The organism is Falsiroseomonas stagni DSM 19981, from assembly GCF_900114315.1.
Taxonomy (GTDB): domain Bacteria; phylum Pseudomonadota; class Alphaproteobacteria; order Acetobacterales; family Acetobacteraceae; genus Falsiroseomonas; species Falsiroseomonas stagni.
In genome coordinates this window covers 1,330,542-1,347,158 of the sequence record NZ_FOSQ01000001.1, presented here as the reverse complement: position 1 = coordinate 1,347,158, position 16,617 = coordinate 1,330,542, and the positions used below count along the sequence as shown (strand labels likewise).

15 protein-coding genes and 1 tRNA gene are annotated in these 16,617 nt (G+C 70.8%); 4 read left to right on the top strand and 12 right to left on the bottom strand.

The features are described from left to right. Window positions 1-45 precede the first annotated feature (45 nt). Window positions 46-1,095, top strand: a complete 1,050-nt coding sequence (locus BM041_RS06320) for a 2OG-Fe(II) oxygenase family protein (RefSeq protein WP_139225972.1) — start codon at window positions 46-48, stop codon at window positions 1,093-1,095. 135 nt (window positions 1,096-1,230) lie between these two features. Here the strand turns inward: BM041_RS06320 and BM041_RS06315 are convergent, their stop codons facing one another. The 5 genes from BM041_RS06315 to glmU form a co-directional block, all read right to left on the bottom strand. After that, the gene (locus tag BM041_RS06315) at window positions 1,231-2,403 is read right to left on the bottom strand and encodes a beta/alpha barrel domain-containing protein (protein ID WP_092956973.1); all 1,173 of its coding nucleotides are present in this window, start codon (window positions 2,401-2,403) and stop codon (window positions 1,231-1,233) included. Continuing rightward, the gene (locus BM041_RS06310) at window positions 2,400-3,782 is read right to left on the bottom strand and encodes a class II 3-deoxy-7-phosphoheptulonate synthase (protein WP_092956970.1); all 1,383 of its coding nucleotides are present in this window, start codon (window positions 3,780-3,782) and stop codon (window positions 2,400-2,402) included. Before BM041_RS06310 ends, BM041_RS06315 begins: the two co-directional genes overlap by 4 nt. Before the next feature lie 86 nt (window positions 3,783-3,868). Then, window positions 3,869-5,245: a glutathione-disulfide reductase gene (gorA, locus tag BM041_RS06305; protein ID WP_092956967.1), complete on the bottom strand. Its 1,377-nt coding sequence runs from the start codon at window positions 5,243-5,245 to the stop codon at window positions 3,869-3,871. 7 nt (window positions 5,246-5,252) lie between these two features. After that, window positions 5,253-6,731, bottom strand: coding sequence for an NADP-dependent succinate-semialdehyde dehydrogenase (gabD, locus tag BM041_RS06300; protein WP_092956964.1), 1,479 nt, complete (start codon window positions 6,729-6,731; stop codon window positions 5,253-5,255). 57 nt (window positions 6,732-6,788) lie between these two features. Further along, on the bottom strand, window positions 6,789-8,096 hold the full coding sequence (gene glmU / locus BM041_RS06295; RefSeq protein ID WP_092956961.1) for a bifunctional UDP-N-acetylglucosamine diphosphorylase/glucosamine-1-phosphate N-acetyltransferase GlmU: 1,308 nt from the start codon (window positions 8,094-8,096) through the stop codon (window positions 6,789-6,791). Window positions 8,097-8,159: 63 nt separating this feature from the next. On the opposite strand from glmU, the gene BM041_RS06290 reads away from it, so the two are divergent. Then, entirely contained in the window at window positions 8,160-8,810 is a 651-nt protein-coding gene (locus BM041_RS06290) for an HAD-IA family hydrolase (protein ID WP_092956958.1), read from the top strand. Here the strand turns inward: BM041_RS06290 and BM041_RS06285 are convergent. Beyond that, window positions 8,784-9,608, bottom strand: a complete 825-nt coding sequence (locus BM041_RS06285; protein WP_092956955.1) for a DUF3108 domain-containing protein — start codon at window positions 9,606-9,608, stop codon at window positions 8,784-8,786. The genes BM041_RS06290 and BM041_RS06285 overlap by 27 nt on opposite strands. 60 nt (window positions 9,609-9,668) lie before the next feature. Here BM041_RS06285 and BM041_RS06280 point away from each other — a divergent pair. Beyond that, window positions 9,669-9,743: transfer RNA gene (locus tag BM041_RS06280), tRNA-Val, on the top strand. 65 nt (window positions 9,744-9,808) lie between these two features. On the opposite strand, the gene BM041_RS06275 is transcribed toward BM041_RS06280, so the two are convergent. The 5 genes from BM041_RS06275 to hppD all read right to left on the bottom strand — a co-directional run bounded on the left by BM041_RS06275 (window position 9,809) and on the right by hppD (window position 14,761). Then, on the bottom strand, window positions 9,809-10,357 hold the full coding sequence (locus tag BM041_RS06275; protein WP_092956952.1) for an EF-hand domain-containing protein: 549 nt from the start codon (window positions 10,355-10,357) through the stop codon (window positions 9,809-9,811). A gap of 123 nt (window positions 10,358-10,480) precedes the next feature. Further along, window positions 10,481-11,893 (bottom strand): M20/M25/M40 family metallo-hydrolase, encoded by a 1,413-nt coding sequence (locus BM041_RS06270; RefSeq protein ID WP_092956949.1) that lies wholly within the window; start codon window positions 11,891-11,893, stop codon window positions 10,481-10,483. A 76-nt stretch (window positions 11,894-11,969) separates the two neighbouring features. Next, on the bottom strand, window positions 11,970-12,317 hold the full coding sequence (locus BM041_RS06265) for a hypothetical protein (RefSeq protein WP_139225971.1): 348 nt from the start codon (window positions 12,315-12,317) through the stop codon (window positions 11,970-11,972). 50 nt (window positions 12,318-12,367) lie between these two features. Continuing rightward, entirely contained in the window at window positions 12,368-13,516 is a 1,149-nt protein-coding gene (locus tag BM041_RS06260) for an acyl-CoA dehydrogenase family protein (protein WP_092956943.1), read from the bottom strand. A 138-nt stretch (window positions 13,517-13,654) separates the two neighbouring features. After that, window positions 13,655-14,761, bottom strand: a complete 1,107-nt coding sequence (gene hppD / locus BM041_RS06255; protein ID WP_092956940.1) for a 4-hydroxyphenylpyruvate dioxygenase — start codon at window positions 14,759-14,761, stop codon at window positions 13,655-13,657. 118 nt (window positions 14,762-14,879) lie between these two features. Here hppD and BM041_RS06250 point away from each other — a divergent pair, with 118 nt between their 5' ends. Then, window positions 14,880-15,353: an Lrp/AsnC family transcriptional regulator gene (locus BM041_RS06250; RefSeq protein ID WP_217648623.1), complete on the top strand. Its 474-nt coding sequence runs from the start codon at window positions 14,880-14,882 to the stop codon at window positions 15,351-15,353. Here the strand turns inward: BM041_RS06250 and BM041_RS06245 are convergent. Then, entirely contained in the window at window positions 15,342-16,556 is a 1,215-nt protein-coding gene (locus BM041_RS06245) for a BaiN/RdsA family NAD(P)/FAD-dependent oxidoreductase (RefSeq protein WP_092956937.1), read from the bottom strand. The genes BM041_RS06250 and BM041_RS06245 overlap by 12 nt on opposite strands. Between the last annotated feature and the right edge of the window lie 61 nt (window positions 16,557-16,617).

Sequence of the window (16,617 nt, the reverse complement as noted above, 5' to 3'; positions counted from 1 at the left end):
GGCGGGTGTTCACGCCCTGCCCATCGGGATGCGAGAATGGCAGCCATGAGCGCCCCATCCCCCCTCCGCCCCACGCCGTTCCAGGCGGGTGACCTGCTGCCTTCCCTCGCCTTGCCGGATTCGGCGGGCCAGCCCTTCGACCTGGCGCAGCAGACCATCGCGGACCGCTACCGCATCCTGCTGCTGGGCGCGGCGGCGGAACGCCTGGCCGCAGACCCCGCCATCGGCCAGGCCGGCGCGGTGCCGATCGTGGTGCTGCCGCAATCGCCACCGGCGAAACCGCCCGCGCCCGGCCCGGCGCGGGTCTTCGATGCGGACCGCAAGCTGTTCCTGGGCCTTGGCCTGGCGGAGGGCGGGGTCGCGCTGGTCACGCCGCGCGGGCGGCTGGCCTATGCCGGGCAGGGGGACGGCGCCCTCGCCACCGCGCTCGCCCTCCTCCCGCCCCCTGCCCCGCCCGCCCCGGTAAGGCGCGGCGGCGCGCCGGCGCTGATCATCCCGGGCATCCTGGAGCCCGACTTCATCGCCGCCCTGCTCGCCCATTGGGAGAAGGGGGAGAAGGCCAGCGACCGCGTCGCGTCCTCCGCCGGGGGCGCGGGCGCGGGCAAGGTCGCGAACATCAAGCGCCGCGCCGATGTCTTCCTGGACGACAAGACACTCTACGAAGGCTTCCAGCGCCGGATCGAACGCCGCGTGGTACCGGAGATGTGGCGCGCCTACCGCTTCCGCGCCGCAAGCTTCGAAGTGCCGCGCATCGGCTGCTACGACAGTGCCAATGCCGGCGCCTTCGGCGCGCATCGCGACAACCGCACCCCCTTCACCGCCCATCGCCGCTTCGCGATGAGCCTTAACCTCAACACCGGCGCCTATGAAGGCGGCACGTTGCGCTTCGGGGAGTTCGGGACGGAGGAATACGAACCGGAAGCCGGCGGCGCGGTGATCTTCTGCTGCGACCTGCTGCATGAGGCGCTGCCGGTGACGGAGGGGCGGCGCTTCGCGATCTTCACCTTCTTCACGGATGCGGAAGGGGCGCAGCAGGAAAGGCGGTTGATGGAGGAGGCGAAGGCCAGGGGGCAGGGGGGCGTTACCCTGAGGTAGTTGCTGGGGAAGGCGCTGCCTTCCCCAGACCCCATCCGCCAGGGGGCAGAGCCCCCTGGACCATCGTCAAAATCTCCCGGTCCAGGGTCCGGTTGGACCCTGGCGGGGGGTCAGGGGGGCAGCGCCCCCCTGCGGTCAGCCATGCCCCTCCCCGTTCCGCTTCCGCGCCCCGTTCCGCCGCAGCAGGAACTCACGCCCCACCTTAACCCTCGGCGCGCCGTCATATTCCACGATATCCGCCGTCGCGTAGGTCTCGCTCCAGGCCTCCGGAATGAAGCTCCCGGTGCCGACCACGTCGATCGGCGCCCTCGCCTCCGCCACCACCCGGCACTTGCCGACGCCGAAACCGGAGGAGACGACGATCCGCACCTTCGGATAACCCGCCTCGTCCAGCGCCTCCCGCATCCGCCACACGGCCGCGGCGGAAACGCCGGTACCGACCAGGTGCCGCAACTCCGTCTCGCTGCGATAGCGCCGCACGGCCTGGGGCGCGTGGCGTTCGAGCACGGCGTAGGAGGAGCCGGGGTCCAGCCCCTCCAGGAACCGCCCGCCATGGGTATCGAGCCGCACGGCCAGCCGACCCGCCGCGGCCAGGTCCGGGAAGCGCGCGCAGACCGCGAGCGCGTCCGTGATCTCCCGCCCGAAATAATCGACCAGCACCGTCAGGTCGCTATCGGGAAACGTCTCATGAAACATCTCGGCGGCGCGGACGGTGGTGCCGGCATAGCCGATCAGGGCATGGGGCATGGTGCCCAGCCCGCGCGGCGCGCCGAACCAATGCGCCGTCGCGTCATTGGCGTTGCCGATGAAGCCGCGCGCCCCTTCGCGCTTCGCGGCCTCGCTGCCGATGGCGGCGGCATAGGCCATCATGTCCTGCATCTCCGCCCCCGCGCAGTGCCGCGCATCCATGGCGAGGAAGGGGACGCCCGGCAGTTCCAGGCACATCTGGTAGGCGTTGTGCGCGGCGACGCAGGCCGCACCCAGCTTCTGCAGCAGCAGCGTCTCGAGGTCCGCCAACTGCACGAAGGAGCCGGAGAGGTAGAAGATCGGGTCGCCCGCGCCGACCCAGTCGCCCTCCCGGTGCATCAGCTCGATGTCGAACTTCGTCCCGCGCGCGGCGGCCACCGCGTCCAGCCAGGTCGTTGCCAGGCGCGGCGCGGAGATCACCGGCCGCCGCAGGAACACCGCATAGGTCACGCGGCAATCGCCGAAGCGGGAGACCACCGCCTTGGTGCGGTTGAAGTAGGTGTCCGTCCAGGCGCGGACGGCATCCGCCCCTGGTGACGGACCCGGCGCCTGCTCCGTCACTGCGCGGCCTTGGCCGGCAGGGTGGCGGCGCCGGGGCGGCGGGCCTTCAGCTCCTCGGAGATCAGGAAGGCCAGTTCCAGCGACTGCTCCGCATTCAGGCGGGGGTCGCAGAAGGTGGCGTAGTTGGCCGCCAGATCGGCCTCCGTCAGGCGATGCGCGCCGCCGAGGCATTCCGTGACGTTCTGCCCCGTCATCTCCACATGCACGCCGCCGGGCACCGTGCCCTCCGCCGCGTGGCAGTCGAAGAAGCCGCGCACCTCGCCGAGGATGGCGTCGAAGCTGCGGGTCTTGTAGGCGCCGGCCTTCACGCCGTTGCCATGCATGGGATCGCACAGCCACACCACGTTCCGGCCGGCGCGCTTCACCGCCCGCAGCAGGCCGGGCAGCTTCGCTTCCACCTTCTCCGCCCCCATGCGGGAGATGAGGGTGAGGCGCCCCTTCTCATTCGCCGGGTTCAGGATTTCCGTGAGCTTCACCAGCTCATCGGCCTCCATGCTCGGCCCGACCTTCATGCCGATCGGGTTGGCGATGCCGCGCATGAATTCGACATGCGCGCCATCGGGCTGCCGCGTGCGGTCGCCGATCCAGAGGAAGTGGGCGGAGCAGGCGAAATGCCGGCCCGGATGGGTGCTGGGCTGGCGGGTGAGCGACTCCTCAAACGGAAGAAGGAGTGCCTCGTGGGACGTATAAAACTCCGTCTCCCGCACCTGGGGCAGGTCGGACATCCCGCAGGCGCCCATGAAGCGCAGCGTCTCATCGATCCGGTGCGCGAGGCCCGCATAGCGGTCGGCCAGCGGGCTGCGCGCCGCGAAATCCAGGTTCCAGCGATGGACCTGGTGCAGGTCCGCATAGCCGCCCGTCGCGAAGGCGCGCAGCAGGTTCAGCGTCGCCGCCGATTGGAGATAGGCGAATTCCATGCGGCCCGGATCGGGCACGCGGGCTTCCGCGGTGAAATCCGGGCCGTTGACGATGTCCCCGCGATAGGAGGGCAGCGTGACGCCGTCGATCGTTTCCGTATCGCTGCTGCGCGGCTTGGCGAACTGCCCGGCCATGCGGCCGAGCTTCACCACCGGCAGGGCTGCGCCGAAGGTCAGCACCACCGCCATCTGCAGCAGCACCCGGAAGGTGTCGCGGATGTTGTTGGCATGGAATTCCGCGAAGCTTTCCGCGCAATCCCCGCCCTGGAGGATGAACGCATTGCCATCGCCCGCACGCGCCAGCTGGGCCTTCAGCCGATCAGCCTCACCTGCAAAAACGAGGGGGGGAAATCGGCGGACCTTGTCCTCCATGGCCTTCAGCCTGGCCTGGTCGGGATAATCCGGCACCTGCCGGATGGGCATTGCCCGCCAGCTATCCGGGGTCCACGCGCGCGCACTCATGGTTCTGGGCTCCACCTCGAGCCCGTTCCTGGGCTCCACTCCGAGCCGGGGACTGTAGCGGCAGCCCCCGGTTTCGCAAAACCTGACTACTCGGCCGCGGCCTTGACCCCGGCTTCGCGGGTGCGGGTGCGGAGCGTCACGAACTCCTCCGCCGCGGTCGGATGGATGCCGATGGTGCGGTCGAAATCGGCCTTGGTTGCGCCCATGACCACTGCGATTCCAATGCCTTGCATGATTTCCGCCGCGTCCTCCCCGATCATGTGAGCGCCCAGGACCTTGTCCGTCTGCTGGCAGACGATGAGTTTCATGAGGGTCCGGCGGCCCTGGCGGCGGCTGATCGTGTGCCGCATGGGGGTGAAGCGGGTGACGTAGACATCGACCGGACCCTCTGCCGCGGCCTCGGCCTCGGAAAGCCCGACCGTGCCGATGGGGGGGGAGGTGAAGACCGCCGTCGGCACGTTGCGGTAGGAGGCGCGGCGCGGGCGGTTGCCGAACAGCGTGTCGGCCAGAGCGTGGCCCACCGCGGTTGCCATGGGCGTCAGGTTCACGCGGTCGATCACGTCGCCGATGGCGAAGATGTGGGGCTGGCTGGTGCGGTGGTCGTCATCGACGATGATGGCGCCATCCTTGCCGGTGGCCACGCCCGCCGCTTCCAGCCCGAGCTTCGCGGTGTAGGGGGTGCGGCCGGTGCAGAAGAACACCGCATCGACCTCCCGCATCATGTTGTCGGCGGCGGTGACGATGATCTGGTCCCCCACCTTCGCGATGGAGGTCGGCGCGGTGTTGGCGTTGAGCCGGATGCCCTGCGCGGTCAGCGCCTCCACCATCGCCTGGCGGATGTCGTCGTCGAAGCCGCGCAGCGGCAGCGCCGCGCGATACATCACATCGACCTCCGCCCCCAACCCCTTCAGGATGCAGGCGAATTCAAGGGCGATGTACCCGCCCCCCACGACGACGACGCGCTTCGGCAGCGCGGGCAGGGTGAAGAGATCGTCGGAGATCAGGCCGAGTTCGGCGCCGGGGATGTCCATGCGCCGCGCCTGGCCGCCCGTCGCGATGACGATCCGCTCCGCCGTCACGCGCTGGTCGCCCACCTGGATGGTATGGGCATCGACCAGGGTCGCGCGGGCGTTGAAGATGGTGGCGCCGGCGCCCTGCAGCAGCTTGTCGTAGATGCTGGACAGGCGCGCGACTTCCGCATCCCGCGCCTGCGCCAGCTTCGCCCAGTCATGGGCTTCGGTGGTGATGGACCAGCCGAAGGCGGCCGCATCCTCCGCCCACATGCCGTATTCCGCGGCGTTCACCATGATCTTCTTCGGCACGCAGCCGACATTGACGCAGGTGCCGCCCCAGAAACGTTCCTCCGCGATCCCGACCCGCGCGCCATGGCCCGCCGAGATGCGCGCGCAGCGCACGCCGGCGGAGCCGCCGCCGATGACGAAGAGGTCGAAATCGTAGCTCATGGTTCGTTCAGGTCCCGATGCCGCCAAGGGCGAGGTACTTGATCTCGAGGTAGTCCTCGATCCCGTATTTGCTGCCCTCGCGCCCGAGGCCGCTCTGCTTCACGCCGCCGAAGGGGGCGACTTCCGTGGAGATGATGCCCTCATTGGCGCCGATGATCCCGGCCTCCAGCGCCTCCGCCACGCGGAAGATGCGGCCGATGTCGCGGGCGTAGAAATAGGCGGCCAGGCCGAATTCGCTGTCATTCGCCAGGGCCACCGCCTCCTCCTCCGTCCTGAAGCGGAACAGGGGTGCCACGGGGCCGAAGGTCTCCTCCCGGAACACGATGGCGTCGGGGGAGACATTGGCGAGGATGGTGGGCTCGAAGAAATTGCCGCCGCGGGCGTGGCGCTTGCCGCCGGTGACGATGGTGGCGCCCTTCGCGGTGGCGTCGGCGATGTGCTCCTCCACCTTCGCCACCGCATCGGCGTTGATCAGCGGCCCCTGCGTGACGCCCGGCTCCATGCCGTTGCCGACCTTGAGCGCTTCCACCGCCGCCTTCAGCTTGGCGGCGAAGGCGTCATAGACGCCGTCCTGCACCAGGATGCGGTTGGCGCAGACGCAGGTCTGGCCGGTGTTGCGGTACTTCGACGCCATGGCGCCCTGCACCGCGGCATCGAGGTCCGCATCGTCGAAAACGATGAAGGGCGCGTTGCCGCCCAACTCCATCGAGGTCTTCTTGATGGTCGGCGCGCATTGCGCCAGCAGCTTGCGCCCGACTTCCGTCGACCCGGTAAAGGACAGCTTGCGGATGATCGGGTTGGAGGTCAGCTCGCCCCCCGTCTCCCCCGAAGGCCCGGTGATGACGTTGCAGACGCCCGCCGGCATGCCCGCGCGTTCCGCCAGCACGCCGAGTGCCAGCGCCGAGAACGGCGTCTGCGACGCCGGCCGGATCACGCCGGTGCAGCCCGCCGCCCAGCCGGGGCCGGCTTTGCGGGTGATCATCGCCGCAGGAAAATTCCAGGGCGTGATGGCGGCGAAGACGCCGATCGGTTCCTTGAACACCAGGACGCGGCGGCCCTTGGCGTTCTGCGGGATGGTGTCGCCATAGATCCGCTTCGCTTCCTCCGCGAACCATTCGATGAAGGACGCCGCATAGGCGACCTCCCCCTTCGCTTCCGCCAGCGGCTTGCCCTGCTCCGCCGTCATGATCGCGGCGAGGTCATCGGCATTGGCGAGCATCAGGTCGTTCAGCCGGCGGAGGATCGCGGAACGCTCCTTCGCCAGCATGGCGCGCCAGGCGCCGAAGGCGGCGGCGGCGGCATCGATGGCGCGGCGGGTCTCGGCGGCGCCCATGGCGGGGACATGGCCCACCACCTCCCCGGTCGCGGGGTTGCGGACGGCGATGGTCTTGCCGCTATCGGCCTGCACCCACTGCCCGCCGATCAGGTTGGCCTGGCGGAACAGGTCGGGGTCCTTCAGCGGCAGGCTGGCTGTGACGTCGAGCATGGTGTGTTCCTTCGTCCCTTCCCCAAGCGCGTCAGATAGGCGCGGCCGCGCGGCATTTCAGCGTGCGGGCTTGCCCTTGAAGCCGCGCCCCGGCTTGTTGACCTGGCGGCCCCGCGCCAGCGCCATGGCATCGGCGGGCACATCCTCGACCACCACGCTGCCGGCGGCAACCAGGGCGCGGTCCCCGATGGTGACGGGCGCGACCAGCGCGGTGTCGGATCCGATGAAGGCACCCTCCCCGATCACGGTGCGGTGCTTGTTCACGCCATCGTAATTGCAGGTGATGGTGCCGGCGCCGATATTCGCCCCCGCGCCGATCGTCGCATCGCCGAGATAGCTGAGGTGGTTGGCCTTGGCACCGCGGCCCAGCACCGCGGCCTTCAGCTCCACGAAATTGCCGACATGGGCGTCCTGCTCCACCACCGTGCCGGGGCGGAGCCGCGCGAAGGGGCCGATGATGGCGCCCGTCTTCACCACGCAGCCCTCCAGGTGGCTGAAGGCGCGGATCTCCACGCCATCCTCCACCGTCACGCCGGGGCCGAAGACGACATTCGGGCCGATGGTCACGTCCTGCCCGATCCGCGTGTCCCAGGACAGCACCACGCTCTCGGGCTGGATCAGCGTGGCACCGCCGGCCATCGCGGCGGCCCGCATCGCCTGCTGCGCCTCCGCCTCCGCCCCCGCCAGCTCCGCCCGGCTGTTGATGCCGCGCAGCTCCGCTTCCGGCGATTCCACGGCGACCACGCGCTTGCCCCCCGCGACGGCCAGCGCCACGATGTCGGTCAGGTAGTATTCGCCCTTGGCGTTGTCGTTCCGCACCTGCCGCAGCAGGGCGAACAGCTCGGCGGCGGGCGCGCAGACGACGCCGGCATTGCAGAGGCCGACTTCGCGCTCCGCCTCCGTCGCATCCGCCCATTCGACGATGCGTTCCACATCGCCGGCGGCATTGGTGATGACGCGGCCATACTGGCCGGGGTTGGCCGGGCGCATCGCCACCAGCGCCAGCCCGGCCTGCGCCCGCGCCGCCACCAGGCGCTTCAGCGTATCGACCGTGATCAGCGGGTTGTCGGCGTAGAGCACCGCGACATCGCCGCCCGATCCCTCCAGCAGCCCCGCCCCTTGCAGGGCCGCGTGGCCGGTGCCGAGGCGTTCCGCCTGCACCACCGTCGCATGGGGCGCGACGGCCTTCTCCAGCCCCGGCATGTCCGGCCCGACCACGACCACCGCGCGGTCGAAGACCTGCGTCGCGGCGGCCAGCAGGTGCTGGACCATGGGTCGCCCCGCAATGGGGTGCAGGGCCTTCGGAAGGCGGGACCGCATGCGCGTCCCGAGGCCGGCGGCGAGGATGAGGGCGGTGCTGGGCATCCCCCCGCGTAATCCCGCCATGCCCCCTTCCGCAACCCTCGCCCGGCCCGTAGGAGGGCGGCCATGACACGCATCGCCGTCTTCGACCTCGATGGCACGCTGGTGGACAGCGCGCCGGACCTCCATGCCTCGCTGGACCGCCTGATGGCGCTGCGCGGCCTGCCCGACTTCGCGCGGGCGGAGGTGATCGCCATGATCGGCGATGGCGCCAAGGTGCTGGTGGAGCGCGCGCTGGCCGCCCGCGGCCAGGCCTTCGACCAGCCGGCGCTGGACTGGTTCCTGGACGACTACGGCGCCAATGCCGCCGTCGAGACCGCCACCTTCGACGGCATTCCGGCGGTTCTCGCGACGCTGAAGGCGGAAGGCTGGCGCATGGCCGTCTGCACCAACAAGCCGGTCGCCCCGGCGCGGACGTTGCTGGCGGGCCTCGGGATCGACCAATTCTTCGACGCGATCGGCGGCGGCGATTCCTACCCCGTCCGCAAGCCCGATCCCGCCCATCTGCTGGCGACTCTGCGGGACGCCGGCGGAGAGGCGCGGGACGCCATCATGATCGGCGACCACCACAATGATGTCGCCGCCGGCCGGGGCGCGGGGCTGCCGGTGATCTTCGCGGGCTGGGGCTATGGCCCGCTGTCCATGGCGGCCGGTGCGCCGGTGGCGGCGACGCCGGCCGACCTCCTGCCGCTACTGCGCGCGGGCCTGCTGGCCTAGCGGCTCCGCCCGCAGCAGGATCGCCGTCGCCGTGCCGAACCAGCGGGACGGCATCTCCACCCGCACGGGGATCGGCGGCGCGCCGGCGAAGGGGGCGGCGACCCAGGCGGTGCCGGGGGTCGGGCGGCGCTCATCGCCGCTGCCATCCTTGCGGAAGCCGGCGACCACACGGGCCTCGAACCCGCAGCGCAGCGCCACCCCGTGCCAGGCGTCGCGGGAGGGGAAGATGCGCTCCCACCCGCCGCTGCGGCTGGTGTAGTCGCTGCGGCGGCGGCCATCGAAGACGGCGGCCTGGCCATCGCAACTGCCCGTGCTGGCGATGGCGCGGGACAATTGCGCCAGCGCCGAGAGTGCATCGACGGTGCCGCGCTGGAGATCGGCGGGCACGTCCTCCCGCTCCTCCGCATTGGGGGGCACCATGTCCCGCACCACCGGATCCCCGCCGCGCCAGTCCAGCGCCGTGCGCCGCGGCCGGCCGCGCCAGGCGCCCTCCGAGACGTAGGAGGCCGGCGTGGCGGTGGCGCCCTGCCAGGCGCCTGCGACGCGGGTCGCCTGTTCCCCGGGCGCGAAGACGGCGGCGATGCCGCGGGTGCGGACGGTGGTGGCCAGGCGGTAGCCGCCCGGCGTCACCTCCATCTCCGCCTCCATGGTCAGCACGACCATGCCGGCGGCGTGGACCTCATAGGTCGCGCGCAGCGGCTGCGCCGTGGCGGGCAGCGCGGCGAGGAGGGCGGCGGCAGCGGGCAGGACGTGGCGCATGTCCCCCCATATCGGCAGCCAGTCGCGGATGCCAAGCATCACGTCGCCGGGCGCTTGACACCCCCCGCCCCGCCGCCCTATCCAGCCGCTCCCGGGGATGGGCGCGTAGCTCAGCGGGAGAGCATTCGCTTCACACGCGAAGGGTCACAGGTTCAATCCCTGTCGCGCCCACCATCCCCCGGCTTTCCTGACAATGATGGCGTGGAAGGGAAGCCCCGAAGGGCTTCCCCAGGCTGTGCTCAGTTCGGCTGCGCGGGCGGTGCCGGCGGCGGGCCGCGGCGGCCTTCCGGGCCGGGGCCGGCATGGTGGTGGCCATGGCCGCGACGCTCGGGCCGCACCTCCTCCCGGCTCAACGCGCCATCGGCATTGGTGTCGCGCGCCCGGAACATCGCCTCCGCGAAGGGCGTGATCTCCTGCAGCGTCACGCGGCCATCGCCATTCGCGTCCACCGCGCGGAACATCGCCGCGCCGTGTTCCTGCGCCCGCGCCGGCGGCGTGCGGCCGCCCATGCGGGCCTGGGCATAGGCCGTGAATTCCTCCAGCGAGACGCCGCCATCGCGGTTGGCGTCCACCTCCTGGAAGCGGGCGGCCAGCCAGGCGCGGCCTTCCTCCAGCGTCACGCGGCCATCATTATTGGCGTCGGCGCGGGCGAAGGCCTCCCCCACCGCGAAGCCGCGCGCCGGGGGCGGGCCGCCGGCGGCGGGCGCCGGCTGGGCCAGGACGGGCAGCGCGCCCGCCGCCAGGATCAGCGCCGCGCCGGCCAGCAGGCCGATCTTTGTCGAAGCCATGTCGTGTTCTCCGTTTCCTGCCGGCACCGCGCCGGTCTGAGGGGAACATGGCAATCGCTTGCAACAGGGGCGTGTCCGGCGCGGTGACCTCGGGTGAGGAAGCGTAACGCGCTTTCCAGACTGTCAGCCCCCCTGGCACCCTCTCGGGGGCGTGCCGCCCTCCCCCAGATCCCACCACATCCCGGCGAAGCCCGCGATGCCTTCGCGCGCGGCGGCGATCAGCAGGTGCTCATCCGGCCCATGCTGCTTGCAGCCATTGTAGCTGTGCGGCACCCACACCAGCGGCACGCCGAGGTGATCGACGAAGACATCGCCCGGCAGGCCGCCGGAGCTGTTCGGGATGATCTGCACCGGCTTGTCCAGCGTGCGGGTCAGCGATTCATGCGCCCAGCGCACCCAGGGATGGTCCGGTGCCGTGCGGCTGGCGGGCATGCGGAGGCCGGGGTTCTCGATCAGCACCTGGGACAGCCCGTGGGCATCCAGGTGCTGGCGCAGCGCGGGCAGGAAGTCCTTCGGATCGCTGTCCACGGTGTAGCGGATCTGGCAATGCGCCCGCGCATCGGGGGCGACCGCGTTCACGGGGTTGTCCGGGCGGCCGGAGGTCATGGCCAGGACGATGAAGCTGTTCCAGCCATAGATCTTCTCGGCCGGGGTCAGGTTCGGCTCCCCCCAGCCCGCATCGATCGTCGCCGCGCCATCGCCGCCGCCGACCGGGCAGCCATCCAGCACGCCCTTCACCGCGGCCGGCACGCCGTTCCGGGGCAGCCAGTCCCGCACCAGGATCTTGCCCTCCCGGTCCATGATGGTGGAGAGCGCATGGGCGAGGATGATCGCGGGGTCCATCGTCAGCCCGCCCCAATGGCCGGAATGCACGCCGCCCGCCCGCAGCCGCACGGCCAGGTCGAAATGGAAGGTGCCGCGCGTGCCGGTCGCGATGGTCGGCACGCCAGGCTCCACCCGCGGCCCGTCGGAGGCGATCAGCGCATCGGCGGCGAGTTCCCGGGCATGGGCGGCGACGAATTCGCGCAGGCCCTTGGAGCCGCGTTCCTCCGCCGTCTCGATCACCAGCTTGATGTTGGCGCCGAGCCTGCCGCCGCGCTCCTCCAGCACCGCCTCCAGCGCCGCGATGTTCAGCGCGTGCTGGCCCTTGTTGTCGGCGGTGCCGCGGCCGTACCAGCGGCCATCCTCCGTCGTGACCGTCCAGGGATCGAGGCCGTCCCGCCACTGTTCCTTGAGGCCGCGGACGGTGTCGCCATGGCCGTAGAGGAGGATGGTCGGCAGGGACGCATCCTCGATCCGCCTGCCCATGAGGATGGGGCCGAAGCCGTCCAGCGGGTTCGGGTGGATGGAGACCGCGAAGCCCAGGCGCTTCAGCCAGGGCTCCATCGTCTCCGCCAGGTAGGCATCGAGGGCGGGGGCGGACTCCGCCTCCTGGGAGGTGGAGGGGATGGCGACGAGGGTGCTGAGCAACTGCTCGAAGCCCCCCTGGTCGAAGAAGCTCAAAGCGCGCCCGATGGCCCCGCCGCGTGTGCCCATAACGATGTTCGGTTCCGAGTGGTGAAGGAGGCGGGAGGATGGCCCAGCGCGGGCCGAGGGTCCAGCGAGCGGGCGGTCAGCGCGTGCTGGCGGGCGCGCCCGTGGCGTTGCCGGAACCCGGCGTGCCGGCGCCGAGCAGCACCGCCCCCGCGATCGGAAGCAGGGCGGGCAGGAAGGCGCCGAGGCCGGGACCGGCGGGCAGGACCACGGCGGGCGGCGGGACCACGGCCGGCGGCCCAGGGGGCAGCGCAGGGGGGGGTGGCGGCGCGGCGCGAACCGGCAGGGGCGCGCGCGGCACTGCCTGGCCACGCGGGGCCACCACCAGCGGTTCATCCGCCGGCACGACCATGGTGCGCAGCGGCTGCGCGGCCACGGGGCCGGTCAGGACCACAACCAGGACGGCAATGACAAACCGGACAACCATCGTCACAGGATAGAACAGGGCCCGCGGCCGGGCCAGCGCAAACCCGCGCGCTACTTCCCCAGCATCCCGCGGGCGATGATCAGGCGCATGACCTCGTTCGTGCCTTCCAGGATGCGGTGGACCCGCAGGTCCCGCACGATCTTCTCGATCCCGTAATCCGCGAGGTAGCCGTAGCCGCCCAGCAGTTGCAGCGCCTCATCCGCCACGCGGAAGCCGGTATCGGTGGCGAAGCGCTTGGCCATGGCGCAGAAGGCGGTGGCGTCGGGCGCGCCGGAATCGAGCTTGGCGCAGGCGCGCCACATCAGGGTCCGCGCCGCCTCCAGCTCCGTCACCATGTCGGCCAGGCGGAATTGCGTCGCCTGGAAGCGGGCGATTTCCTGCCCGAAGGCGCGGCGTTCGCGCACATAGGCCAGCGCCTTGTCGATCGCCGCCTGCGCGCCGCCGATGGAGCACGCCGCGATGTTGAGGCGGCCGCCATCGAGGCCGCTCATCGCATAGCGGAAGCCCTGCCCTTCCTCGCCCAGCAGCGCCTCGGCGGGCAGGCGCACATCCTCCAGGATCACCTGGCGGGTCGGCTGGGCGTTCCATCCCATCTTCTTCTCATTGGCGCCGAAGGACAGGCCGGGCACGTCCTTCGGGACGAGGAAGGCGGAGACACCGCCCGCCCCGGCGCCGCCGGTCCGCGCCATGACCAGATAGAGGTCCGACACGCCGGCGCCGCTGATGAACTGCTTGGTGCCGTTCAGCACATAGCCCTGGTTGTCCCGCACCGCGCGCGTGGCGAGTGCCGCCGCATCGCTGCCCGCGGCCGGTTCCGTCAGGCAGTAGCTGGCGATGCGGTCCATGGGGATGAGGGAGGGCAGCCAATCCGCGCGCTGCGCGTCGCTGCCGTAGCGATCGATCATCCAGGCGACCATGTTGTGGATCGACAGGAAGGCGGAGATGGTGGGGCAGCCCGTGGCCAAAGCCTCGAACACCACTGCGGCATCGAGCCGCGTGAGGCCGGCACCGCCGGATTCCTCCCGCACATAAAGCGTCGCCATGCCGAGTGCGGCTGCTTCGCGCATCACGTCGACGGGGAAGTGGCGCTTCTCGTCCCATTCGAGGGCGTGGGGGGCCAGGCGTTCGGCAGCAAAGGCGAGGGCGGTGTCGCGCAATTCGCGCGTGGCCTCGGGCAGGTCGAAGAGGGTGTCGGACATGGTGTTTCTCCCCGGGCGAGTATGCGCGGGGGAGCGGTGCGTCGCCAGCGGGGTGATTCCGGGGAAGGCGCTGCCTTCCCCGGACCCCATCCGCCAGGAGGCAGAGCCTCCTGGACCATCATCAATAGCCCCGCCGGCTCACGCCGCGTCGGCCTTCAGCGTCCCCCGCCGGATCTGGTCCAGCTCGATGCTCTCGAACAGCGCACGGAAATTGCCCTCGCCGAAGCCCTGGTCACCCTCGCGCTTGATCAGCTCGAAGAAGATCGGACCGATGACGTTGTTCGTGAAGATCTGCAGCAGGCGCCCGCCTTCCGGAGTCGGCGCGCCATCGACCAGCACGCGGTTGCGGCGAAGCCGGTCGATATCGGGCTCCGTCCCCGGGATGCGCTTCGGCAGCAACTCGTAATAGGTCTCCGGCGTGTCGAGGAAGCCGATACCCGCGCCGCGCATCGCCTCGACGCTCGCATGGATGTCGGTGGTGCCGAGTGCGACGTGCTGGATGCCCTCGCCATTATAGGCGCGGAGGTATTCCTCGATCTGCGACTTGTCGTCGCTGCTTTCGTTGATCGGGATGCGGATCTGGCCGCAGGGGGAGGTCAGCGCGCGGGACTTCAGGCCGGTCAGCTTCCCCTCGATATCGAAGTAGCGGATCTCCTGGAAGTTGAAGAGCTTCGCATAGAACTGCCACCACACATCCATCCGGCCGCGCAGCACATTGTGCGTGAGGTGGTCGATGACGGTGAGGCCGTGGCCCTTCGGCGCCGGGTTGGCATCCCCGATCCAGCGGAAATCGACGTCATAGATCGTGCCGCGAGGGCCGTAGCGATCGACGAAATACAGCAGCGACCCGCCGATACCCTCGATGGCCGGGATGTTCAGCTCCATGGGCCCGACGCGGTTCGTCACGGGCTTGGCGCCGAGCGCGATCGCACGCTCATACGCCGCGGCGGCGTCGGCCACCCGGAAAGCCATGGCGCAGGCGCAGGGGCCGTGCACGCGGGCGAAGGATTGCGCGAAGCTCTCGGGCTCCGCGTTCAGGATGAAGTTGATGTCGCCCTGGCGCCACAGCGTGACGGCCTTGGACCGGTGCGTCGCCACCGCGGCGAAGCCCAAGCGGGTGAACAGCGCTTCCAGATAGGCGGTGTCCGGGCCGGTGAATTCCACGAATTCGAAGCCGTCCGTGCCCATCGGGTTGGCGTCGGAGATCGCGCCGGCATAGGCGGTGCGGTCGGGGGGGATGTCCATGGCGCGGGCTCCTCGGCTGGGGGTGACACCATGGTAGGGCGGGGAAAGGGGTGATTCTCGCCGGATTTCGCGCCAGACTGCGGCCTGGCGCAGTCTTTCACCAATCAGGGGCCCCGGAATGGCAAAGTCCACCATCGAGCTGGATGCGACGGATCGCCGCATCCTGCGCGCCCTGCAGCGGGATGGCCGCATGGCCGTGACCGCCATCGCGGACCAGGTGGGGCTCTCCGCCACGCCCTGCCTGCGGCGCATCAAGCGGCTGGAGGAGGCGGGCGTCATCGCCCGCTACGCCGCGGTGATTGACCCCGCCCGCGTCGGCCTGCCCATCCAGGCCTTCGTGCAGGTGGCGCTGTCCAGCCATGCGGAGGAAGTCGCCACCGCCTTCCACAAGGCGCTGGCGGCGCGGGATGAGGTGATCGCGGCCTACGCGATGAGCGGCGGCATGGATTACATGCTGCATGTCATGGCGACGGATTTCGACGCCTATGCGGAATTCGCCCTGAAGGCGCTGCTGCGCATGCCGGGGGTGAAGGAGACGCGGAGTTCCTTCGTCCTGACCGCCCTCAAGCCCCCTGGCGCGCTACCTTTGTAGGCGCGCCAGCACGCCACGCGCGGCCGCGACGCCGGTGCTGAAGCAGCCCTGCAGCAAATAGCCGCCGGTCGGGGCTTCCCAATCCAGCATCTCCCCGCAGGCGAACACTCCGGGCAGCGCCTTGAGCATGAGGTGCTCGTCCAGCGCATCCCACCGGATCCCGCCGGCGGAGGAGATGGCCCGCGCCAGGCCGGCGATGCCGGTGACGCGCAGCGGCAGGGCCTTCACCAGCGACGCCAGATCCGCCCGCCCTGCCCCGCCGGCATGAATGGCCTCCTGCACCAGGCCGATCGCGACGGGGGACAGCCCGACCGCCTTGCGCAGCACGGTCGAGACCGATTCCGCCCGCCCCCGCACGCCGAGCTTCGCCGCCACCGCCGCCGCCGGCAGGTCCGGGCGGAGGTCGATGGACAGCGTTGCCGAACCGTCGCGGGCCAAAGCCTCCCTCACCGGGCGGGACAGCGCGTAGATGACGCCGCCTTCCAGGCCCGCCTTCGTCACCACCGCATCACCGCGGGCGGTGTGGCCCGCGAAGGTGATGGCCAGGCGCTTGGCCGCCGCACCCTCATGCCGCGCCAGGAAGGGGGCGGACCAGTCCAGCGTCACGCCCATGTTGGACGGCGCGAAGGGCGTGACCGGCACGCCCGGCAGCAGCGCGGGCCAGGCGCCATCCGAGCCGAGCCTCGGCCAGGAGGCACCGCCCATCGCCAGCACCACCGCGCGGGGATGGACGGGCGCGGCTTCGGTCGAGAACAGCCAGCCGCCATCGGCATCGTGCCCGAGGAAGCGGCTGCGCGGGCGGATCTCCACGCCCAGGCCCTCCAGCCGCCGCAGCCAGGCGCGCAGCAGGGGGGATGCCTTCATCGTCACGGGGAAGACGCGACCGCTGCTGCCGACCATGGTCGGGACGCCAAGCCCCTCGCACCAGGCGATCAACTCCGCCGGCGTGAAGTCGCGCAGGGCATCGACCAGCGCGGGCGGCGCCGGGGCGAATCGCGGCAGGAAGGCGTCGAGCGGTTCGCTATGCGTCAGGTTCAGCCCGCCGCGGCCGGCCATCAGGAATTTCCGGCCGACGGAGGGCATCTGGTCATGCACCACCACGCGCAGCCCTGCCTGGCCCAGCACCTCCGCGGCCATCAGGCCGGCGGGGCCGGCGCCGATGACGATGATGTCGGGGGTGGTCGTGGCGGGGGATGGGGTCATGGCGGCTTTCTGGCCCGGATGATGCGGGTTATCCAGGGCTGGTAGGAATTCCGGAGGGGTT

Excerpts from the sequence above, each read along its gene's own strand:
- BM041_RS06285 (WP_092956955.1), bottom strand. The coding sequence starts at position 9,608 with ATGCTTGGCATCCGCGACTGGCTGCCGATATGGGGGGACATGCGCCAC.
- BM041_RS06290 (WP_092956958.1), top strand. The coding sequence starts at position 8,160 with ATGACACGCATCGCCGTCTTCGACCTCGATGGCACGCTGGTGGACAGC.
- hppD (WP_092956940.1), bottom strand. The coding sequence starts at position 14,761 with ATGGACATCCCCCCCGACCGCACCGCCTATGCCGGCGCGATCTCCGAC.
- gabD (WP_092956964.1), bottom strand. The coding sequence starts at position 6,731 with ATGCTCGACGTCACAGCCAGCCTGCCGCTGAAGGACCCCGACCTGTTC.
- BM041_RS06275 (WP_092956952.1), bottom strand. The coding sequence starts at position 10,357 with ATGGCTTCGACAAAGATCGGCCTGCTGGCCGGCGCGGCGCTGATCCTG.
- BM041_RS06320 (WP_139225972.1), top strand. The coding sequence starts at position 46 with ATGAGCGCCCCATCCCCCCTCCGCCCCACGCCGTTCCAGGCGGGTGAC.
- BM041_RS06265 (WP_139225971.1), bottom strand. The coding sequence starts at position 12,317 with ATGGTTGTCCGGTTTGTCATTGCCGTCCTGGTTGTGGTCCTGACCGGC.
- BM041_RS06250 (WP_217648623.1), top strand. The coding sequence starts at position 14,880 with ATGGCAAAGTCCACCATCGAGCTGGATGCGACGGATCGCCGCATCCTG.
- BM041_RS06270 (WP_092956949.1), bottom strand. The coding sequence starts at position 11,893 with ATGGGCACACGCGGCGGGGCCATCGGGCGCGCTTTGAGCTTCTTCGAC.
- BM041_RS06310 (WP_092956970.1), bottom strand. The coding sequence starts at position 3,782 with ATGAGTGCGCGCGCGTGGACCCCGGATAGCTGGCGGGCAATGCCCATC.
- BM041_RS06260 (WP_092956943.1), bottom strand. The coding sequence starts at position 13,516 with ATGTCCGACACCCTCTTCGACCTGCCCGAGGCCACGCGCGAATTGCGC.
- BM041_RS06245 (WP_092956937.1), bottom strand. The coding sequence starts at position 16,556 with ATGACCCCATCCCCCGCCACGACCACCCCCGACATCATCGTCATCGGC.
- gorA (WP_092956967.1), bottom strand. The coding sequence starts at position 5,245 with ATGAGCTACGATTTCGACCTCTTCGTCATCGGCGGCGGCTCCGCCGGC.
- glmU (WP_092956961.1), bottom strand. The coding sequence starts at position 8,096 with ATGCCCAGCACCGCCCTCATCCTCGCCGCCGGCCTCGGGACGCGCATG.